Source organism: Priestia sp. JNUCC 25, assembly GCF_053667915.1.
Genome location: NZ_CM132211.1, coordinates 3,725,386 through 3,746,738, shown reverse-complemented (window position 1 = coordinate 3,746,738; position 21,353 = coordinate 3,725,386). Strand labels below are relative to the sequence as shown.

The following is a 21,353-nucleotide window of genomic DNA, read 5'->3' as shown; positions in this document are numbered from 1 at the left end:
GTGACAACGATTAAAGATATAGCGCGAGTTGCTGGCGTATCTGTAACAACGGTGTCTCGGGCTTTAAATGGTTATTCAGATGTAAATGAAAAAACAAGGCAAAAGATTGCAGACGTAGCAAGAGAGCTGAACTACAGCCCTAATACGTTAGCTCGAGGACTGGTTATGCAAAAGTCAAAGACTATTGGACTACTAGTTTCAGGCATCAGCAGAGAGAGCGTAAAAGATAATTTTACATTTGAAGTGCTGTGCGGTGTAAATGAGCGAGCATCTACTTTAGGGTATGATTTGATTTTATTTAATACAAACACGATGATGCAACGAGAAAAAACGTATACCCAGCTTTGTCGAGAGCGAAGGGTGGATGGGGCAATTATTCAAGGTATTAAAAAAGAAGATCCCTATTTAAAAGAAGTAGTAGAAAGTGATATTCCCTGTGTTTTAGTTGATATTCCAGTTCATTCTAATTCAGTGGGCTATGTCACCACTGATAATGCCTTGGGAGCTAAAAAAGCAGTTGAACACTTAGCGAGTCTTGGCCATAAGCATATTGGGATGATTAACGGACATGAAGACGCATTTGTCAGCCAGGAACGTCTCAACGGATACAGAGAAGCGCTCAAAGAATGCGGTTTGTCGTTTCGTTCTGAGTGGGTTGTAAGCGGGAATTTTGAAGAAAAGAAAGCAGAGAAAGCTGTTCGGGAGCTTATAAATCGACATAAAGAGGTCACGGCTATTTTTTGTGCAAGTGATTTAATGGCACTTGGAGCACTAAAAGCATGCAAAGAACTTGGCCTTCATGTACCTAAAGAGATGTCGATTGTCGGATACGATAACATTGTCCTTGCCTCTTATTCGTCTCCAAATTTGACGACAGTAGGACAGGAAGTATATCAGATTGGCTATGAAGCTGCAGATTTATTAATTGAAATGTTAGAAGGAAAAGAAACAAATATGAAGCGATATCTTGATACAAAGCTAATTATTCGAGAATCAACAGATAAAAACCACAATTAGTGGTTTTTATATAATGCAAAACCGAAACGTTTCGGATATTGTGCGCTTTTTCCAAAACGTTTCGGTAAAACTTAGGGGGATGGAAATGGATTACCGTGTTATTAAAGAAAATGACCTATTTTTACTGACTGATCCAGCAGGAAATATCAATGAAAACCATCAGTATGGTTTAGGGCTATATATGAAAGATACGCGTTTTTTGAGCAAATTTCGTTTGAAGATTAATGATACAGATCCTGTGTTATTGTCCTCAAGTGCAGAGGAGAACCTATTAGCTACAATTCTTCTTACTAATCCGCATATGGAAAAAGAAGGAGAGCTTGTACTATGGCGAGAGTCTATAGAAATAGAGAGAAAGCGCTTTATATATGGAGGAGTTTTCTATGAAAAAATAAAGTTAAAAAGCTATTTTCCTAAAAAAATTGCTTTTACATTAAGTATCCAAGCAGATGTCGATTTTAACGATATGTTCATCGTAAGAGGTTTTCAAACTGGAAATGTCGGAAAACGAACGGGGGAAATAAAAGGAGAAAGCAGCCTAACATATACATACAAAGGAGCAGATGATATCAAGCGGGCGACACGGATTCTCTGGGATAAAGAAGCTTCATATATGGATGAGCAAGGAGAGGTTACATTTTCTTTTGAACTCAATCATCAAGAAGAAGAAGAAATTACATTAATGGTTCAGCCGCAAATGGGTGAAAACATTAATGAAAATATTTTATCAGCTGATGAAGCGCTTAGTTTACTAACGCAGTCATATAAAAAGTGGGAAAAATCTTCTACAAAAGTGACAACTGATCATCCGACAATGCAGCGTCTTATTACAAGAGGGCTTAACGACCTGCGCGTACTGTTAACGGATGTAGGATTCGGTACTTTTCCTGTAGCAGGATTGCCTTGGTTTGGTGTGCCATTTGGAAGGGATAGTCTAATTGCAGCGCTTCAAATGCTTGCTTTTAATCCGGAAGTGGCAAAAGGAACGCTGCGTACGATGGCGGCGTATCAAGGAACAGCAAATGATCCATGGCGTGATGAGCAGCCGGGTAAAATTATGCACGAAATACGTTACGGAGAACTTGCCAACACAAATCAAATTCCTTTTACGCCGTACTATGGAACGGTTGACGCGACGCCATTGTTTTTAATTTTATTAACGGAATATGTAAAATGGACGGGAGACTTGGAGTTTGTACAAGAAATGCACATGACTATTGATAGAGCTTTGACATGGATCAACGATTATGGGGATCGAGACGGCGATTCATTTCTTGAATATCATCAAGAGTCAAGTAAAGGAATTGCTAACCAAGGCTGGAAAGACTCAGGAGATTCTGTTGTCCATCGCACCGGTGAATATGCAAAAACTCCCATTGCTTTAGTGGAAGTACAAGGATATGTATATCAAGCAAAAATGGGTATTGCTTCTTTATATGATCAGTTAAACAAAACAGATGAAGCAAATAATTTACGTAAAGAAGCAAGGCAGCTGCGTAAAAAGTTTAATGAAGCCTTTTGGATGGATGACGTATCATTCTACGCAATTGCACTGGATGAACATAAGAGCCAAGTAGGAACGATTACGTCAAATCCAGGTCATGCGCTTTTAGCAGAGATAATGGATGAGGAGAAATTGCACAAAGTAAGCGAAAGGCTAATATCGGACTCTATGTTTTCGGGATACGGTATCCGCACAATGGCAGAAGGAGAAGCAGGCTATAATCCAATGAGTTACCATGACGGGAGCATTTGGCCGCACGATAATAGTTTAATTGTTCTCGGTTTGAGTAAAGCGAACAAGCAAACAGAAGCCAATAAAGTTATAAAAGGGCTTGTTGATGCAGCAGAACATTTTGAGTACGACCGTCTTCCTGAATTATTCTGCGGCTATTCAAGTAAACTTGACAAACCTGTTAAATATCCTGTTGCCTGCTCACCTCAAGCTTGGGCAGCCGGTACGCCTTTAGCTTTCGTACAGGCGATGCTGAGACTGTTTCCTGATAGCACAGCAGGGACGATACAGATAAATCCTGTGCTCATAGACGATATGAATGAACTCTCTGTAGAAAACCTTGTGATTGGCAGTGGAAAACTGTCATTAACGGTTAAAAAAGAAGAAAGCGAAACTATCATTTACGTGAAAGAAAATACGACAAAATACGAGCTTCTATCTCAATGTAAAGTAAGAAATTATGTAGGTTAATGTTAATTCGACTGGGGCTTATTAAGCGTCTATTAATAAGCTGCAGGTCAATGAAATGAAAGGAGACAGCTAATGAAGAAGTGGGTACTCGCTTTAAGTTTGCTTCTGGCAGTAGCCGGAGCAGCTTTAACTGGATGTTCAAATGTACAAGAAGTTTCCCGGAAAGATGGTCAAGTCGAAATTGTATTAGCCGGCTGGGGAGGCAACCCAACAGAGACGAAGCTGCTTAATCAAACTATTCAAGATTTTGAAAAGCTCCATCCATCGATTCATGTGAAGCATGAAGTAATCACTGATCAATACATGGATATTCTAAAAACGCGTTTAATAGGTGGAAACGGTCCAGATGTTTTTTATCTTGATGCACTTGAAGCGCCTGGTCTTATTAATACAGGAGTTTTAGAACCTTTGAATTCTTATGTAAAGTCTGATTTTGATGTTCAAGATTTTGAGAAACCATTATTGAAAGCGTTTCAAAAAAATGGAGAGACATATGGTTTTCCAAAAGATTACTCCACGTTAGGCTTATTTTACAACAAAAAGCTATTTAAAGAAGCGGGAGTAGAAGTACCAAAAACATGGGGTGAGTTTGAAGAAGTTTCAAAAGTATTTAAAAAGAAAGGGATTCAAGCGTTTGGTGTCACGCCGGAATTAGCACGTATCTTTTATATGGCGCAGGCAAACGGAGGAGACGTGGTAAAGAACAATAAGGCAAATTTTGCTACGAAAGAAGTCGTTGACGCTCTTCAGCCGCTCATCGATCAGCATTTAAAAGATAAAACGTCTGTACAACCCTCTGATGTAGGCGCAAACTCAGGTACGGACATGTTTGCACAACAAAAAGTGGCTATGGTAATTGAAGGGAATTGGATGATTCCGTTTCTACAAGAGTCCTTTCCAAAACTTGATTACGGTACAGCGGAGGTTCCGACAATAAACGGTCATAAAAATACGATGGCATTTACGGTCGCGTATGTAATGAATGCTGACTCGAAAAAGAAAAAAGCGTCTTGGGAGCTCATTCAGTACTTAACTGGTAAAGAAGGAATGGAAACTTGGACAAGTAAGGGGTACGCATTGCCAACAAGAAAATCCGTAGCGGATAAGCTTGGTTTTGCTGAAGATGAAAAACGCGGTCCGTTGGTAAAAGGAGCTGCTTATGCTACTGTCTGGCAAGATGGTCCGTATTTGCCTATTATTATGAATAACTTTAATAACCAGTTTTTAAGCGCCTTTTTAGGACAAAGTGATTTAGAAACAGCTTTGAAAAAAGCACAAAAGCAGGCAAATCAAGAGATTAGTATTTATGAATAAGGCTTGGCGGGGGAGTGGAGGAAATGAAAAACGGAAAAATACGAACGTACAAACCTCGTGATGTAGGGCAAGGGTATGCTTTTATGACACCTACACTGTTTGTACTGTTGCTGTTTGTGATTGCACCTATTTTTTATGCCATCTTTTTATCTTTACATAAAGTTCAATTGTTGGGAGGGACTGAGTTCCATTTTCGAGGGCTTGAGAACTATATGAAGGTTCTTGAAGATGACAAAGCTAAAATTGCTCTTTGGAATACGGTGAAGTATGTAGTAATTGTTGTACCGGTACAAACCGCATTGGCACTTATACTGGCTGCCACATTAAATGCAGGGCTGAAAGCAGAAAAAGTTTTTCGTATTATTTATTTTTTACCTACGCTTACATCATCGGCTGTATTAACGCTTATTTTTATGTGGATGTACAATCAAAATGGAATTGTGAACGAGTTTTTAAAGTTTGTTGGCCTTCCGACTTATAATTGGCTTGGAGATCCGCAGGTCGCTTTGATTGCCATTATGATTATGAACATCTGGGCAACAGCTCCATTTTTTATGGTTATTTATTTGGCAGCTTTGCAGGATGTACCAGATTCGCTGTATGAAGCAGCTCAGTTGGATGGTGCTAATGTGTTTCAACGATTTTGGCATATTACAGTTCCGAATCTGCGTCCGGTTACATCGTTCGTGGTAATCATGGGACTAATTGGTACGTTTCAGCTGTTTGATCAATCGTTTATTTTTTCAGGAGGTTCAGGGGGACCTAATAACTCGACTCTGACTGTTGTTCTTCTTATTTATCAATATGCATTTAAAAATTTAGGAACCATGGGATATGCTGCAGCACTAGCCTTTATGCTGGCGCTCGTGATTTTGGTGGCAACGGTTCTTCAGCGAAAGTTTTCAAAAGAAGAAAGTATGTACTAAGGGGGGAAGAAAAAGATGAAGAAAAAAACGGGAGTCCTCATTTTATATGCTATCTTAAGCATATACGCACTGATTACGCTAATTCCATTTATTTGGGCGCTGTCAGCTTCTTTTAAAACGCTTGAAGAAATTGTGTCAGGTACGGTGAACTTTATTCCGAAACACTTTACGCTAGACAACTATAAACAAATTTTTGTGGAACAAAAGCTGTTCCCTCGCTGGATGTTTAATAGCTTATTTATTGCTGTAGTAGGAACAGCTCTGAATTTGCTATTTAACTCAATGGCTGGTTATGCCCTTGCACGCCTCAGTTTCCCGGGAAAGAAAAGTTTGTTTATTATTATTTTAGCTGTGCTTATGATTCCTGGACAAGTAACCATGATCCCTAATTTTTTAATTTTGAAAGAGTTAGGCTGGTTAAATACCTATCAGGGAATGATTGTACCCGGAATGGTGAATGCGACATTTATATTTATGATGCGTCAATTTTTTATTAATTTCCCAAAAGAGCTTGAAGAAGCAGCGGAGTTGGATGGGTTATCAAAGTTTGGAACATTCTTTAAAATAGTCCTTCCACTTGCAAAACCTGCCCTAGCAGCACAAACGATTTTTGTATTTATGGGATTTTGGAATGATTTTATGAAGCCTTTAATTGTGATGTCTGATGAAAATATGTTTACATTAACTTTAGGGCTTAACACATTTAAAGGTCAGTATATCAGTTATTGGAACTATATTATGGCAGCTTCCATGGTTTTTACACTTCCCATTTTACTCATTTATGCGTTTTTTAATAAATATTTTATTAAAGGAATCTCGTTTACTGGAGGAAAATAAAAAAGAGGCTGGGATAAAAATATTTTAGTTAGAATTATAAACGAACGATTAATTAAAAAATATTAATCGTTCGTTTTTTTGTTATATTGAAGGGCAAGGCGAAGGCTACTGCGGGAAAAGAGGCTCACCGGCCGCCCGCGTAAAGCGAAGCCTTGCACGGAAATCAACAGCGGTGTAACAAGTAACTTATACTAACTCCTTTATTCAATTTGTTCGACTTTAAATTGAAATGATTTAGTTACGTCTTAAACGCTTTTTAATGAAGTTCACTCACATACTGATCAATCATCGTTTGCAGTTCCTCTAGGGGCGTTTTACTGTTGTTAACAGACAGCTGCTTTAACGATTGAAGGGCACTATCCACAACAAACTTGCGGGGATTTGATTGTTTAAACAGCTCTTCTTCAATAAAACTAATAAGCTCTGTGCATTTTTGACGCTCAAATTCATCAGTAAATTGTTTGTGAACTTGTTTTTTTAAATCGATAAGTGCTGCAGAAATGTCCTGTTCTATTTGATTTTTAGTATTCGGGCAAGATGGAAGCCATTCTTTAATCGTTTGCGGATCGAGCAAAATGTCTCCTGCATTTGCTACTTCGTCTACAAGAGGAAGCAGGCGCTTGACACTGTAGCTTATGATCTCATGCGGGTCAGTATTTGTGCCGTTAACCATAAAATTATAGTGAAAGTTGCGATGAAGCATGCCAAGAAACATAATTGCACAATCTAGCAGGTACGGTTTCTTTTCTTGTCCAAATAAATCAATGAACCGCTTGTAAACCCAGTTTACTTCAATAAACTGGGTTTTTTTTATGTATGCTTTTAAATCAGGATCATTGGAAACAAATACTTCTTCAAGTAATGTAAAAAATTTATGTTTATGATGGTTTTTCATCTGTGCATCAATCTGTTTAACAAATACATCTACATCGGTCAGGCTTTTACCAACCAGCAGCTGGTTTCGCTCTTGTTCAATTGTTGTATGAAGCCAGGTAAAAACAGCGATTAATAATTCATTTTTTGAAGAAAAATAGTTGTAGAATGTTCCTTTTGAAATGCCGCTATAATCAATGATGTCTTGAATAGACGTAGCTTGAAATCCTTTTTCAACGAAGAGATGGTGTGCATTTTTTACAACTTGCTGTTTTCGGTTATTCATTATTATCACCTAAATATAAAATTAGACTCATGGTCCAACTTTATGATACATGATTTAAAGCGTTTACACAAATGTTCTTTTTTAAAAAAATGGACGATATCACGACAATATATTGATATAAAAGGGTTATAGGAGTAAAAAAGTCGGTAAAATAAAGGACATGAACACAAGATTTTTCGCTTGCATAAATTGAACTCACAGTATAATATACTCTATGTAGAACATGTGTCTAAAAAAATGAACTTGAAGTATAAGGAGGTACAATAATGAGTCAATCGATAAATCAAATGGAAAAGCCGCCTTATGGCATAATTGCTATTTTGTTAATAGGCGCTTTTATCTCATTGTTGAATGAAACGTTATTAAACGTGGCGCTGCCATCTATTATGAAAGACTTAGATGTGACAACGTCAACTGTCCAGTGGCTTTCTACTGGTTATATGTTAGTGAATGGTATTATGATTCCAACTACCGCTTTTTTAATTCAGCGCTATTCTGTCAGAGGCTTATTTTTAACGGCTATGACTTTATTTACAGCAGGAACAATACTTGCCGGCGCTTCGCCCGTATTTTCAATCTTGTTAACCGCTCGTATTATTCAAGCATCAGGCGCAGCCATTATGATGCCGCTTTTAATGAACGTATTGCTCACAAGTTTTCCATTAGAAAAACGAGGAGCTGCTATGGGGATTTTCGGTTTAGTTATGATTTTTGCTCCGGCAATTGGTCCTACATTATCAGGGTGGCTAATTGAACACTATGAGTGGAGAATGCTGTTCCACCTTGTTACGCCAATCGCGGCAATTGTATTAATAGGCTCTTTCTTCCTATTAAAAGACAAAAAAGAAAAAGTGGAAATCAATTTGGATTTCCTATCACTTGTGTTATCTACGATTGGATTTGGAGGACTTCTATACGGGTTTAGCTCAGCAGGGGATAAAGGCTGGGATTCTGTGGAAGTATACGGCACCATTATCGTAGGAGCTGTGGCGCTGATTTTATTTATTACGCGTCAGTTCAAGCTGAAAACACCTATGCTTGAATTCCGCATTTTTAAATATCCAATGTTTGCTTTATCATCAACGATTTCAATGGTGATCACAATGGCATTATTCTCAGCCATGCTGCTAATGCCAATTTATGTTCAAACGGTACGAGGCATTTCTCCGCTTCATTCAGGATTACTAATGCTTCCGGGTGCGCTGCTAATGGGTGTGATGTCACCGATTACCGGAAAATTATTTGATAAATTCGGAGCGCGTGCACTGGCTGTAACGGGTCTAACGATTACAGCCGTTACGACGTATTTCTTCAGTAACTTAGAGCTTGATACGACGTATACAACGCTCATTACGCTTTACACGCTTCGCATGTTCGGAATGTCTATGGTGATGATGCCGGTTATGACAAACGGGTTAAATCAGCTGCCGCAACGCTTTAATCCGCATGGTACTGCGATGAATAACACGCTTCAACAAGTATCGGGAGCTATTGGTTCGGCTCTTTTAGTAACGGTGATGTCAAACCGTACAGCTACGCATGCAAAAGAGCTCGCTCAAGATGCAATGAGCGGAGCAGGAGCAGCGAATGCAACGGCAGCCGGGGCAGCTCAAATGAAAGAACAGATTGGGATGCAGGCAATGGTACAAGGAATTAACGATGCGTTTGCCGTCTCAGTAGTACTAGTGGTGGTTGCCTTAATTCTTTCATTGTTTATGAAACGCGCCACGCCGGCAAGTGAAGATGAAGTGATAAAGGAAAAAGCAGGACGCGAGCAGTTTGCTAAATAAAAAAGAAATCCCCGCTGAGACAGCGGGGATTTCTTTTAGCTTGTATATCTAAAGCTTAAGCCCATTTTCTTTAATAATTTCCGGTAGCCGATGGACGTTTGATCAGCCATAATATGCGCTTCCATCTGCAGGTCTAAAGGCAAGTCTTCAGGTTTTTGGTTTTCAACCATTTCACGGTCTTCGTCAAAGACGCGAAGGTTAAAGTCATACACACCTTCAACGGGAGAATCTTTGTCAAAGTTTCGAGCGATTGGTGCGAATAAACGTGTTTCGCGGGCTGAAATAGGAGAGACTGCATTCATAATCCACAGCTCTGCGCCTTCTGGGAAGTATACTTTTAGCGTAGCTGTAAACGGCGGATAAACATCAAAGACGCGAAGCCATTTAAAATCAGGTGGATTTAAATGCTGCTGTTCTTTGGAATAATTGCTCACCGTGCTGGTATATTCTACATGAAGCCCATAGTCTGTATCGCTTACTTTATATTTAGGCACAAAGGCGTTGTTTCGATCACCAAATGTGTCCGTGTGCACCCAAGCAAAATGAGCTACGTCTAAAAAGCCTTCCATTTGACGACCGGCCGAACCCATGATATCAAAGCTCGGACAAACAATTTGCTGAAAATCAGGGTCCTCCCAAGCATCGAAGTAAGGCAGGTTATCTTGTTCTCCTGTCAGGGAAGTCCATACTAATCCAAATCGTTCAATAACTGGATAGACGGCCATACACAGGCGGGGAGAAATGTTGGCATCAGGGTGAGCTGGAATCGACGTGCATGCGCCGTCCGTTGCATAGCGGAAGCCGTGGTAAGGACAGACAATTTCATCATCTTCCACCCAGCCCATGCTAAGCGGGGTGCCTCGGTGAACGCATAAATCACGAGCCGCTACTAATTTGTTTGTCGTGCGGTATAGAACTAGATTTACATCTAGTAGTTTTACGGACGTTGGTTTCTCTGTTACATCACTGCAGCGTGCGACCGGGTACCAATACTTGGCGAGCGTCGTCCAATCTTCCAGGCTGAACGTGCAGTCTCTTGGGTAGGGAGTTGCCGTTTTTGATTTGGTCATGGTTGGTTGTTGTTCCATCTATTTTCTTCCCTTCTTTTGTAAGCTCTTTTACTAAGGGTAATATAAAAAAAGAAAATTCACACAATTTATGTAAGGAGTTCTAACATAAAATATGGAACTTTGTAGAAAGTGCGAATTTCAGAAGACGCAAATTAGAGAATATACCAATAAAAAAATTTAAAAAAGCGCTTCCTAAATAAATTTAAACGTGATATAATTTTCCAAGACGCTGGTGTAGCTCAGTAGGTAGAGCACTTGCATGGTAAGCAAGAGGTCGCAGGTTCGATCCCTGTCGCTAGCATAATAAAAAAACCTTCTTTCTTGTTGAAAGAAGGTTTTTTTATTTGTGTTGACTTTAAAATTCTTCTCCGAATTATTCTTCCCCGCCTTGTGAAAACTTTAACAGTTTGATAGCCTTATTAGGAGGCTGTGAGAAAACATGTGTATCTTTTCCACTATGTCTTATGAATCATATTTAGAAATATTCTTAAAAGAATGTTTATTGCCTCTAAGTATTGGGTACACGAAACTAGGGGTTAAATTTCAACAGGGAGTGTGAACGATAATTTGATTACGTTTAAGAATGTGTCAAAGCAATATCCAGACGGTACGACCGCCGTGAAAAATATTAATCTAGAAATTAAAGAAGGGGAGTTTTTCGTTTTAATTGGTCCGAGTGGGTGTGGGAAGACAACCACCTTAAAAATGATTAACCGTCTTCATGATATTACCGAAGGAGAACTATACATAAAAGATAAGCTCGTATCGGCCCACAACATACATAAGTTACGCTGGAACATTGGCTATGTCCTGCAGCAGATTGCTCTTTTTCCTCATATGACCATTGCTGAAAATATAGCCATTGTACCCGAGATGAAGCATTGGAAGAAAAACAAAATCAAAACGCGCATTGATGAACTGCTTACCTTGGTAGGACTAGACCCAAAGCAATATAGAAACCGAAAGCCGTCTGAGCTCTCAGGTGGCCAGCAGCAACGTGTAGGTGTAGCACGTGCCCTCGCAGCCGATCCCCCCGTTATTTTAATGGACGAACCCTTTAGTGCCCTCGATCCGTTAAGCCGCGAACAGCTTCAGCAAGATATTATTAGCTTAAAAGAAAAAATCAAAAAAACATTTGTGTTTGTTACGCATGATATGAGCGAAGCGATGACGCTTGGAGATCGTATCTGCCTGATGAAAGATGGGGAAATTGTTCAAGTTGGAACCCCGGAGGAATTCATTCAAAAGCCTAAAAATGAATTTGTAAAAACATTTATTGGAAATCAAGGCAATGCTTTATTTGAGACATTGGATATGTTTGTCAAAGAAAGTGAACAGCCAGACGTAGAGCCTACTGAAGAGCTAGCTTCAACCGCCACTGTTCAGCAGGCAATGGACGCCCTTTACGACCATGAAGCAATAGCCGTGAAAAAAGGGAGCAAACGCATTGGCGTTGTAACGCGCAAAAACCTATTAGCGTTTCTTTCTGATAAAACGAAAGAAGGAGGAACGCTGTAATGAATGCACTAAGCACATTATTAGATCAACGAGGAGATGCACTGTTTCAAGCTCTTCTTGAACACATTCAAATTTCCGTACTGGCTCTTGTTATCGCCGTATTAATTTCAGTGCCGCTCGGACTGTACTTAACGAGGCATGACCGCATTGCTGAACCGATCATTGGCGTAACAGCCGTACTGCAAACCATTCCTTCACTCGCTTTATTAGGATTACTGATTCCTCTTGTCGGAATTGGAACCTTTCCCGCGGTTATTGCACTGTTTTTATATTCGCTTCTTCCTATTGTACGAAATACATATACCGGAATTAAAGAAGTGGACCCATCTTTAATTGAAGCATCCAAAGCCATGGGGATGAACTCGTGGAGACGATTAATCAAAGTAGAACTTCCTCTAGCACTTCCTGTCATTATGGCCGGAATTCGCACAGCGATGGTACTCATTATTGGTACAGCGACAATCGTGGCTCTTATCGGAGCGGGCGGACTCGGAAGCTTAATTTTGCTTGGTATTGACCGAAGCGATAATAGTTTGATTTTATTAGGAGCCATTCCAGCCGCATTATTAGCGCTTATTTTTGATGGAATTCTGCGAACGATTGAACACTCAGCTAAAAAAGGGTCCAAAAAACGCTCGTTTATTATGATCATCGTATTAATACTCATTCTTGTTTCTCCGTTTGCAGCGATGAGCGCAACAAAACCAGACCTTGTTATCGGAGGGAAGATTGGTGCAGAACAAGATATTTTAATTAATATGTACAAAGAATTAATTGAAGATCAAACCGATATGAAAGTAAATCTACGTTCGTCGCTTGGGAAAACGGTATTTGTATTTGAGGCTCTGCGTAACAAGGAAATTGATTTGTACCCTGAATATACGGGTACAGCCATTGTGACGCATCTAAAGGAACAGCCGGACAGCAAAGATGAAACAGAGGTGTACAAGCAGGCAAAAGAAGGATTTCAAAAGAAATTCGGCCTTGTCTATTTAGATCCAATGAAGTTTAATAATACGTACACATTGACCGTAACAAAAGAATTCGCTAAAGAAAATAATCTAACAACTATTTCAGATTTGGCAAATGCAACAGATAAAGTAAAAGCAGGGTTTACGCTTGAGTTTAAAGATCGCGAAGACGGCTATGTAGGCATTCAAAAAGAATATGGCCTTACCTTCCCGAATATTAAAACGGTGGAGCCGAAGCTTCGCTATCGCGCTGTAGAAAAAGGCGATATTAACGTGCTTGATGCTTACGCAACGGACCCTGAAATCAAACAGTTTGGTTTGAAAGTCTTAAAAGACGATCAGCAGTTCTTCCCTCCGTATCAAGGAGCGCCTGTGCTTCGTGAAGATACGCTAAAAGAGCACCCTGAACTGAAAAAAATCTTAAATCAACTGGGCGGTAAAATCAGTGATGACGAAATGCGTGAAATGAACTATCAAGTAAATGCGAAAGGAAAAACGGCTGAAGAAGTTGCTCATCAATTCTTAGTGAAAAAAGGATTAATTAAGGAGTAAAAACGAAGAAAAAAGCTAGGACAACAGTATGTTAGTTGAAAGAAGATCCGAACGATGAATCGTTCGGATCTTTTTATTTTAGTTGTTTCTAGCAGTTGATTGGAGGGCAACGCGAAGACTCCCGCGGAAAGCGAAGCCTTGCATGGAAATCAACTGCGGTGCAAGAAGTGATCCATACTTGATTATTTACTCCATTCGTCCGTCTTTAGATTGGCGTGATTTCGTTATGTCTCAATCTCTTTTTAATGTGGGAGAAGCATTAATGAAAATGAGGCCTTATGAACAAGCTAAAGGTACCGAATTTGTTTTCTGATGGAAGGGAGGCGCTTTTATGAATTCATTTTTTACGTGTCATCCTGTACAACATTCCTTTCAGCTTTTTTCAGTTGAACATCTTGTAACTTTAGCTATTATCGTGATCATAGGAGCATTTATTTTTTTGTGTCGAAAGCAGCTGCGAAAAAAGATGTTTGTGTTCATTTTGCTTTCACTGATTCTAATTGCTTCAGAAACAGCCTACCAGGCTTGGGAAATCAGCTGCCATCAGTGGTCCGCTGAAACTTCCTTGCCTCTTCAGCTCAGCGATATAGTCGTGCTGCTGGCTGCTGTTATGCTGATAACCAAAAGCAGGCTTCTTTTTTATTTTGTGTACTTCGCAGGAATCAGCAGCTCTGTTCAAGCGATGATTACCCCGGACCTTGGCGGCTATGCGTATGCCCAGTTTCGCTATGTGCAGTTTTATGTATCGCATGGCGGTGTGGTACTTGCTTGCTGTATGCTAATTGCTGTCTGCAGATATGAGCCGACGTTTCGTTCTTTATGGGTAAGCGTAGTATCTGTTAATCTGTACGGAGGTTTTATCTATGCTATGAATCGTTTACTCGGGGCGAATTATTTATATATGATGAAAAAGCCAGAGCACGCTTCCTTACTGGATGTTCTTGGACCTCATCCTTGGTATTTAGTATGGATTGAAGGAATCATGATTCTTAGCTTTCTTGTCCTTTATCTGCCGTTTTGGGTACATAAAAAAATTAAAGGTGATAAAAACAAAGTCAATTTTATTGAAGCAGAATGATAATACTGGTAGTTTATAAGTGTAAACTAACTCAGATTTTCTGAAGGAAAAGGAAAGAATGACTGAACAAGCCGTTAGAGGCAAGCATAAAAATAGAAAAGAATAAAGCAAGCACAAATATCAGAAGGAGAGTATCAAAATGAAAACACTGGTTATTTTAGCGCATCCAAGCTTAGCATCTTCTCGTATTAATAAAGCGTGGGCAGAGCGAGTGAAAAAAGAAGAGAATGTGTACGTTCATGATTTATACGCAAACTATCCCGATTTCAAAATTGATGTAGAAAAAGAGCAGGAGTTAGCTGTTCAATTCGATCGTATTGTTTTTCAATTTCCATTTTACTGGTACAGCTCACCAGCACTCTTAAAAGAGTGGCAAGATGTTGTCTTAACATACGGCTGGGCTTATGGAAGCAAAGGTACTAAACTTCAGGGAAAAGAGTTTGTCGTAGCTACTTCGACAGGGGGCCCTGCAGAAGCTTATCAAGAAGGGGGATACAACCGTTACCCAATGAATCATCTGCTTCTTCCTTTTCAAGCTATGGCAAATTTAACAGGTATGAAGTTTCAAACGCCATTTTTATTTCAAGGAGCAGGCGGTGATCTGAGTGACAAAGTTATTCAAGATAGTGCAGAAAGCTACGCTCGATTACTAAGATAATAAAAAAAGCCGCGTCACAGCGGCTTTTTAATTTGCGTTTGTTCGTGAGAAAGAAGTAAGCAGCTTTTGAGGAGCGATATCTAATCCTTCAATTAGTAGTCCTGTCATAGCCGTTAGACTCCCGACTTCAAAAGATTCCCCGGCTCTCCAAAATGCTGATTCACCTTGTTTGATATAAATTTTCAGTCCGTTATCGCCAGCTACCCAGCCTTCCCCGTGAACGACTAAAAGAAGCTGTGGAATCGTAGCTTCTTGACGAGGGGTATAATCATTTTCTTGAAAAGATAAAAAGCTGATTTTGACATCTCCAGTATGAGAAAGTAATGGGTTTACTTTATAGGTAGAATGAAGAAAGGAACGCTCTTCTTCAGCTTGAAAACCATATAATTTCATCATTTCATCTCCTTAGCTAAAAAATATAAAAAGAAGTCCTTCTCCTTTCATATACGCATGTAACAGCAAAAATAGAACTCCAAAGAAACGGCTGTTTCTAGGAAAATGGCTTCATTTTTTGTCGAAGCTGAAAATTTTTTGAAGGATAGGGAGGAAAAACAGAAGTTTTTTTGAATAGTATAAAAAAGGTGTCCGCTAATGGACACCTTTTCCTAATTTAAAAATGATTGTAACGCTTGTTTGTTTTCTTCAAGGTCGATGCTTAAAACAGCACCAATACCGGATATTCGTTCGTTTGAATAGGAACCTTCAACCGGTAAACGAAGAGATTTTAAATCTGGCTGATTTCCAACTAAAAAATCTTTTCCTATCACAATAAATGTTTTTGGCGGAATATTTGTATCCACATATGGATCAATGACTCCCCATAGCTTAGGAGCTTTCGCCAGCGTCTTTACTTGAAGAGCTTCATCCATTAATTTACCGATCACTTCTTGTTGACGCTTCACGCGCCCGAAATCACTTTGGCTATCATGTCGGAATCGCACGTATCCTAGTAATTTATCTCCGTGAAGAGTTTGTTTTCCAGGTTTTAGCGTCATGCCAATTCCTGATGACATTTCGTGCGGCACGGTAACCGTAATTCCCTCAGGGGCAATCGTATCGGCAACTTTAGAAAAACCTTTAAAATCAACAACGGCATAATAGTTTACATCTATGCCGAAATTTTCTTTAATTGTCTTACGCATTAATTCGGGACCGCCAAATGCATAGGCTGAATTTAATTTGTTTTTGCCATGTCCGGGAATATCCACATATGAATCACGCATCAAAGAAACAATTTTAGGCTGATTGCTGTCTTTGTCATAATGAGCAATCATGATTGTATCGGCACGCGAATGTTCTTCACCTCGAGAGTCAATTCCAAGAAGCAGCACATTCATGCTATCTAAATTGGCACTTGCACCATTAAAATCAAATTGTCCATCTTTCCCAAAAGCTCCGTCTGCTTCTGCTAACCCTTGTTGGTATTGATAATACACATACGCACCAGCGGCGATTACAAGAATGAGAAAGAAAAGAAGTAGCTTTCTAAAGCGTTTCTTTTTTCTTTGCTTTTTTCTTTTATGTTGTTTACGTTCTGTACGTTCTTCCAAATGTCTCACCATCGCATTCAAAAATATTAATACTTTTTTGTTTGAAACCAATTATGCAAAAAATTATAAAACGACATAATAAAATTAACACTAAGGAATTAGATTAGCAAGTACGTTCACTAGTAAATCTGTGAAGACAGCTAAAATAAGAGAAGTGTACAAATAGAAGAAAGAGGAAATAAAGGTTATTTTTTTCGAGGAGATTTGTTATAATCTATCATAGTTAGGGAAAAAGTTCTGTCTTTTAAGAATGGAATAAGAGGAAAGTCTCTGTTTGTGGAGAATCAAATATAGGTCTAAATGTAGAAAAAAGGAGTGAAGCGAATGAGTATATATGTGTCATCTTCGAACCTTGTGCTGATTCCAGAAGCGGCGTTAAGTCATTGGAAACCTTATGGCGCGGGGGAATTGACCGGAGCTATTATTTCAGGTAAAGATAGTGCTGAAATAATTAAAGAGCTTAATCAATCGTCTATTCTGCCTTTTACAAGTTTTTTCTATCGAAAGCATTTTGTTATTCTGTTTGATAAAGAACAAGTAAAAAATCATTTTGAACAGCTGCTTTTATTATATAAATCTCAGGGCTATATTTTTTATTCTTCTACTTTATACGATGATCACTGGTCCCAGGTCCTTGAAGGAACGAAGCAGCTGTTAACGGTAAATGGACAAGTGGTGCCGGTGCTTGAGCTTGAACAAAACGGTGAATTTGATGTTGTTCGTGATGAAGGCGGTCTGCACATTGTGATAGATGATGACGAAGACGAAGAGAAGCAGCTAGAAAAAAAAGTTCATGAGCTTCCGCTTGAAGAAGGTATCTATTTTATTGGCGATCCCGGATTTGTTGAAAACCGAGACATGCTGGTAAAAGAATATTTTCCTAAAGGTACGTACGAATTTATTTATAGATACGGAGAAAATGGCTGGCTGATGAAAGTAAGTATTCAGCGAAAAGCGATTAAAGAGCAGCTTACTACTCTTCACGCGGCTTTGTCTTAACCTCTATTCATTGTACAATATTGCTAAATAACTATGTTATAATAGTAATATTGCACAATGAAAGGGGTTTTTTTAATGGAAGCACGTTTACAAAAAGTCGTATCGTGGCTAGAAGAAAAGAATGTAGAAACGGCCTTTATTTCGTCAACCGAAAACGTATTTTATTTAACTGGATTTCACACGGATCCGCATGAGCGTTTGCTTGGCTTATTTGTGTTTACCGAAGCGGAGCCGATGCTTGTTTGTCCATCAATGGAAGTGGGACAAGCAAAAGAAGCCGGCTGGAAGTTTGATGTGATTGGATATGAAGACCATCAAAATCCTTGGGAACTTATTAAAGAAGCTTTACATAAACGAAACGTAATAGATGTGAAAAAGGTTGCTGTAGAGAAAGAGCAGCTGCTGTATGCGAGAGCCGAAGAACTGCTTAGCCTATATCCAAACGCTGAGCTAGTCGGAGCAGAAGAGAAGTTAAATCAGCTGCGTTTAATTAAAGATGAGCGTGAAGTTGAGATTCTGCAAAAGGCAGCTGCCTTAGCTGATTTTGGTGTAGAAGTAGGCGTAGCTGCTTTAAAAGAAGGCGTTACGGAAATGGATGTTCTGGCTAAAATTGAATACGAGCTAAAGCGAAAAGGAATTCGTGAGATGTCGTTTTCAACGATGGTTTTATTTGGTGAAAAAACGGGAGAAGCGCACGGGAACCCAGGTCTTCGCACGTTAAAGCCAGGAGATATGGTTCTGTTCGATTTAGGTGTAGTGCTAGACGGATACTGTTCAGATATTACGCGTACAGTCGCTTACAAGTCCATTAATGATAAGCAAAAAGAAATCTATGAAACGGTACAGCGCGCCGAGCAGGCAGCTCTTGAAGCTTCCAAGCCCGGCACTCGCATTGGCGACTTGGACATGGTAGCACGCAATATTATTACAGAAGCAGGGTATGGAGAGTATTTCTTGCATCGTCTTGGTCATGGTCTTGGCATCAGCGTGCATGAGTTTCCTTCAATGAGCCGCAACAATGATGATGTGCTTCAAGAAGGCATGGTATATACAATTGAACCGGGTATCTATATTCCAGGACTCGGAGGCGTGCGTATCGAAGATGATGTAATCATTACAAAAGATGGATACGAAACGTTAACGAAGTACCCAAAAGAATTACAAATTATTTCATAATAATGTCATAAAAAATAGAGGCTGCCATGGTGCAGGCTCTATTTTTTATGGGAAAAGAAAAAATTGGTTAAGGTTTCTTATTTGCTTCTTGGTACAATTTCATAGTATGTTACGAAACGATAACATTTCTATCACATTTTCTAAAAACTATATCGTAAGCGAGTGCAGTAGTATATGCTGTACAGTAGGGAGCTTTTTAAGGTCGCAAGCAAGGAGGTTTTTTATGAGTAATTTTACAAAAGATGAAGAATTAATTATACATAAAGCAATAGATGTATTTGGTCAAAAGGATCGAATTGAAGATTATTCAGATGAAAGAAAAAAGCATGGTATTCACGTTGTGGCGTGTGAAAACCATCCGCGTCAAGACGTAACCGCGTATGCAACGCTCGGTGGACATCAATGTCCGACAGGCTATACAGTTGGAGGGATCCCGCTTCGAATTGAAATCGTTGGGGCTTGTCATGAGGAATTCGGTATTTATTCTGCTATTTTAGCAAACTGTATTTTCCATATGATGAAATCTCATGTGTCCATCTTCCCAGGAGCTATTTATAAAGACGTTATTGCAGTCCTTGATGACAGCTTTCATATGCAGCACATTTTGCTGATTCCGCCGTTTTTATGGGATAATTTTTCAACGATTGAACTATCTGATAAAAAAGTAGCGTTCCTGCAGGCCGTTCCGATTTCAGAAAATGAACGTGCTTTTGCACTTGAGTACGGGGTAGATTCGTTGCTAAGCCGCTTTGATGCTGAGCAGGTGAATGTCTTCAATTTAGAAAGAAGATCTGTTGTATAAACAAAAAGAGCGCCGACTGAGACGCTCTTTTTTGTTATTGATTAGTAGGTCAATTCTTTTTGCGGTATAGCTTTTTTATGACTCGTTTGGTAGCTGTGAAGCACCATGCCTGCTATGATAACTCCCATTCCAACCCAAGAAAGAATCGATGGCAAAGGACTTGATAGAAGGAAGACCTCTCCTAGCAGTGCAAATAAAACTTCCATCGATTGTGTAGCTTCAACTGCACCTAACTTTTGAGAATCTTTTTTAACAAGGTCGGTTGCTGCAAAAAATAAAACTGTTGCACATACTCCTGAAAGTAAAGCAACTAAACTGCTTTGATAAATCTGAGTTGTTTTTGGTAGTCCATCGGTCACGTAGGCATAGACAGAAAGAATAATCCAAAACGGCAGGCTTGAAAGCGTCATTCCAAGCACGCGCTGAAACGTATTAAGTGACGACACCTCCATCATTTTACGGTTGCCAAGCGGGTACGCAAAAGAGGCAATCAAAATGGGAATGGTACAAAGCAAGGCAGTAGCGGCCGACAGTTCAGTCGCATGCTCAAGCTGCATGAGCACAACTCCTATTAAAATAATAAACGAAAAACCTAGCTGCTTGAAAGGAATGCCTCCTCGCTTCTTTCCTTCTTTGTAAAACAAAGGAGCTAGGAGAGACCCCGATAAAATTGTGATTTGCCAAGTTCCTGCAATAAGCCAGCCGGGACCGTAGGCTGAAGCAAAACAAAGAGGAGCGTAAAATAAGCCAAATCCAACCGTGCTCCAAAGCAGCCATTTTTGCGGCTGGGCTTTTATTTCTGCCACCACAGGTTTAATACCACCCCAAAAATAAACGAGCACAAGCAAAAGAGGTACCATAAAAAAATAGCGCAGCGACGCGCTCCACGCCCAGCTGCCTCCGGATAAATCCATCGCTCGATTTAAAACGAATGTAAAAGCAAAAAAGAATGATGCAGCAATGCCTAATAAAAGAGGCTTCACTTGGATTCCTCCTCACTTGTCAGCGCTTCACCTAGCGTCAGCCAGTTCGTTTCGACAAGCTGCGTTGTCAGTGCGGCATCTTTTTGACGACAAGCGTTTATGATTTCTTTGTGCTGATCAACGGAAGCAAGACTAGAAAGAGAAGAAAAGCGAGCTATTTCTAAACGCTGGATTTTGGCGCTTGTTTGTTTTACAACACGCTCTAGCTCTATATTGTTCGCCCGTCTTAAAAAGACGGAATGAAATGCTTCATCCGCTTCAATCGCTTTAAGGACATTTCTTGTTTTGATTGCATGTTCTAGAGATTGATTGTGTTTGATTAGTTCGCCCATATCTTCTTCTTGTAACGAAGTACAAGCCAGCTTAGCAGCAAGTGCATGAAGAGCTGCGACGACAATAAAAGATTGTTTTGCCTCCTCAAGGTTTAATGGAGCCACTTTTGTAGAAGAGCCAGGTGCCGTTTGGACAAGGCCTTCATCTTCAAGTCTTTTTAATGCTTCTCGAACAGGAGTGCGGCTAACTCCAAATTGCTCAGCCAGTTCTTTATCCTGAAGCTTTTGTTCCGGCTGAAATTCAAGCATGACAATATTATGTTTAAGTGTTTGATAGACTTCTTCTCTTAAAGAAAGTCGTTTGAGAGGTTGAATGTTATTTTTCATAAAACCAATATATCGCATATTACATTAAATAACAATGTGAAAACTAAAAAAACTTCGTCTAAAAAGCAGACAGCTGCTTTTTAGATGA

Annotated in this window: 20 protein-coding genes and 1 tRNA gene; 15 read left to right on the top strand and 6 right to left on the bottom strand. The window is 39.5% G+C overall.

Annotated features, from left to right (window positions below):
• The 5 genes from JNUCC25_RS19745 (at position 1) to JNUCC25_RS19725 (ending at position 6,300) form a co-directional block, all read left to right on the top strand.
• Positions 1 to 1,017: a LacI family DNA-binding transcriptional regulator gene (locus tag JNUCC25_RS19745; RefSeq protein ID WP_029323830.1), complete on the top strand. Its 1,017-nt coding sequence runs from the start codon at positions 1 to 3 to the stop codon at positions 1,015 to 1,017.
• A gap of 85 nt (positions 1,018 to 1,102) precedes the next feature.
• Positions 1,103 to 3,223: an amylo-alpha-1,6-glucosidase gene (locus tag JNUCC25_RS19740; protein ID WP_029323828.1), complete on the top strand. Its 2,121-nt coding sequence runs from the start codon at positions 1,103 to 1,105 to the stop codon at positions 3,221 to 3,223.
• Positions 3,224 to 3,295: 72 nt separating this feature from the next.
• The gene (locus JNUCC25_RS19735) at positions 3,296 to 4,537 is read left to right on the top strand and encodes an ABC transporter substrate-binding protein (protein WP_263032838.1); all 1,242 of its coding nucleotides are present in this window, start codon (positions 3,296 to 3,298) and stop codon (positions 4,535 to 4,537) included.
• A gap of 23 nt (positions 4,538 to 4,560) precedes the next feature.
• The gene (locus JNUCC25_RS19730; protein WP_013058618.1) at positions 4,561 to 5,463 is read left to right on the top strand and encodes a carbohydrate ABC transporter permease; all 903 of its coding nucleotides are present in this window, start codon (positions 4,561 to 4,563) and stop codon (positions 5,461 to 5,463) included.
• 15 nt (positions 5,464 to 5,478) lie between these two features.
• The gene (locus tag JNUCC25_RS19725; RefSeq protein ID WP_013058617.1) at positions 5,479 to 6,300 is read left to right on the top strand and encodes a carbohydrate ABC transporter permease; all 822 of its coding nucleotides are present in this window, start codon (positions 5,479 to 5,481) and stop codon (positions 6,298 to 6,300) included.
• Between the two features lie 256 nt (positions 6,301 to 6,556).
• Here the strand turns inward: JNUCC25_RS19725 and JNUCC25_RS19720 are convergent, their stop codons facing one another.
• Positions 6,557 to 7,459 (bottom strand): TetR/AcrR family transcriptional regulator, encoded by a 903-nt coding sequence (locus JNUCC25_RS19720; RefSeq protein WP_013058616.1) that lies wholly within the window; start codon positions 7,457 to 7,459, stop codon positions 6,557 to 6,559.
• 266 nt (positions 7,460 to 7,725) lie between these two features.
• On the opposite strand from JNUCC25_RS19720, the gene JNUCC25_RS19715 reads away from it, so the two are divergent.
• Complete coding sequence (locus tag JNUCC25_RS19715) at positions 7,726 to 9,249, top strand: DHA2 family efflux MFS transporter permease subunit (protein ID WP_029323822.1); 1,524 nt, start codon at positions 7,726 to 7,728, stop codon at positions 9,247 to 9,249.
• Positions 9,250 to 9,284: 35 nt separating this feature from the next.
• Here JNUCC25_RS19715 and JNUCC25_RS19710 read toward each other — a convergent pair whose 3' ends face one another.
• Positions 9,285 to 10,337, bottom strand: a complete 1,053-nt coding sequence (locus JNUCC25_RS19710; RefSeq protein ID WP_029323819.1) for an aromatic ring-hydroxylating oxygenase subunit alpha — start codon at positions 10,335 to 10,337, stop codon at positions 9,285 to 9,287.
• Positions 10,338 to 10,547: 210 nt separating this feature from the next.
• On the opposite strand from JNUCC25_RS19710, the gene JNUCC25_RS19705 reads away from it, so the two are divergent.
• The 6 genes from JNUCC25_RS19705 (at position 10,548) to JNUCC25_RS19680 (ending at position 15,096) form a co-directional block, all read left to right on the top strand.
• Positions 10,548 to 10,620 (top strand) — tRNA-Thr (locus JNUCC25_RS19705).
• Between the two features lie 266 nt (positions 10,621 to 10,886).
• The gene (locus JNUCC25_RS19700; protein ID WP_013058613.1) at positions 10,887 to 11,837 is read left to right on the top strand and encodes an ABC transporter ATP-binding protein; all 951 of its coding nucleotides are present in this window, start codon (positions 10,887 to 10,889) and stop codon (positions 11,835 to 11,837) included.
• Positions 11,837 to 13,360 carry an ABC transporter permease/substrate-binding protein gene (locus JNUCC25_RS19695; protein ID WP_055990624.1) on the top strand — a complete coding sequence of 508 codons (1,524 nt, stop codon included), beginning with the start codon at positions 11,837 to 11,839 and terminating at the stop codon, positions 13,358 to 13,360. Before JNUCC25_RS19700 ends, JNUCC25_RS19695 begins: the two co-directional genes overlap by 1 nt.
• 142 nt (positions 13,361 to 13,502) lie before the next feature.
• Positions 13,503 to 13,673, top strand: coding sequence for a hypothetical protein (locus JNUCC25_RS19690; RefSeq protein WP_171843227.1), 171 nt, complete (start codon positions 13,503 to 13,505; stop codon positions 13,671 to 13,673).
• An 18-nt stretch (positions 13,674 to 13,691) separates the two neighbouring features.
• Positions 13,692 to 14,438, top strand: a complete 747-nt coding sequence (locus tag JNUCC25_RS19685; RefSeq protein ID WP_013058610.1) for a YwaF family protein — start codon at positions 13,692 to 13,694, stop codon at positions 14,436 to 14,438.
• Between the two features lie 139 nt (positions 14,439 to 14,577).
• Positions 14,578 to 15,096: an NAD(P)H-dependent oxidoreductase gene (locus tag JNUCC25_RS19680; RefSeq protein ID WP_013058609.1), complete on the top strand. Its 519-nt coding sequence runs from the start codon at positions 14,578 to 14,580 to the stop codon at positions 15,094 to 15,096.
• Positions 15,097 to 15,123: 27 nt separating this feature from the next.
• Here JNUCC25_RS19680 and JNUCC25_RS19675 read toward each other — a convergent pair whose 3' ends face one another.
• Together JNUCC25_RS19675 and JNUCC25_RS19670 are read right to left on the bottom strand one after the other, a co-directional pair.
• Positions 15,124 to 15,492 (bottom strand): cupin, encoded by a 369-nt coding sequence (locus JNUCC25_RS19675; RefSeq protein ID WP_228540864.1) that lies wholly within the window; start codon positions 15,490 to 15,492, stop codon positions 15,124 to 15,126.
• A 209-nt stretch (positions 15,493 to 15,701) separates the two neighbouring features.
• Entirely contained in the window at positions 15,702 to 16,433 is a 732-nt protein-coding gene (locus JNUCC25_RS19670; protein WP_371399888.1) for an LCP family protein, read from the bottom strand.
• 537 nt (positions 16,434 to 16,970) lie between these two features.
• On the opposite strand from JNUCC25_RS19670, the gene JNUCC25_RS19665 reads away from it, so the two are divergent.
• The 3 genes from JNUCC25_RS19665 (at position 16,971) to JNUCC25_RS19655 (ending at position 19,623) form a co-directional block, all read left to right on the top strand.
• Complete coding sequence (locus JNUCC25_RS19665; RefSeq protein WP_029323813.1) at positions 16,971 to 17,645, top strand: hypothetical protein; 675 nt, start codon at positions 16,971 to 16,973, stop codon at positions 17,643 to 17,645.
• 75 nt (positions 17,646 to 17,720) lie between these two features.
• On the top strand, positions 17,721 to 18,821 hold the full coding sequence (locus tag JNUCC25_RS19660; RefSeq protein WP_013058604.1) for a M24 family metallopeptidase: 1,101 nt from the start codon (positions 17,721 to 17,723) through the stop codon (positions 18,819 to 18,821).
• Positions 18,822 to 19,044: 223 nt separating this feature from the next.
• Positions 19,045 to 19,623 carry a suppressor of fused domain protein gene (locus JNUCC25_RS19655; RefSeq protein WP_013058603.1) on the top strand — a complete coding sequence of 193 codons (579 nt, stop codon included), beginning with the start codon at positions 19,045 to 19,047 and terminating at the stop codon, positions 19,621 to 19,623.
• Between the two features lie 41 nt (positions 19,624 to 19,664).
• Here the strand turns inward: JNUCC25_RS19655 and JNUCC25_RS19650 are convergent, their stop codons facing one another.
• Both JNUCC25_RS19650 and JNUCC25_RS19645 read right to left on the bottom strand, forming a co-directional pair.
• On the bottom strand, positions 19,665 to 20,606 hold the full coding sequence (locus JNUCC25_RS19650) for a DMT family transporter (RefSeq protein WP_029323811.1): 942 nt from the start codon (positions 20,604 to 20,606) through the stop codon (positions 19,665 to 19,667).
• Positions 20,603 to 21,283: a GntR family transcriptional regulator gene (locus JNUCC25_RS19645; RefSeq protein ID WP_029323809.1), complete on the bottom strand. Its 681-nt coding sequence runs from the start codon at positions 21,281 to 21,283 to the stop codon at positions 20,603 to 20,605. The genes JNUCC25_RS19650 and JNUCC25_RS19645 overlap by 4 nt, the downstream gene beginning before the upstream one ends.
• Positions 21,284 to 21,353: the final 70 nt, after the last annotated feature.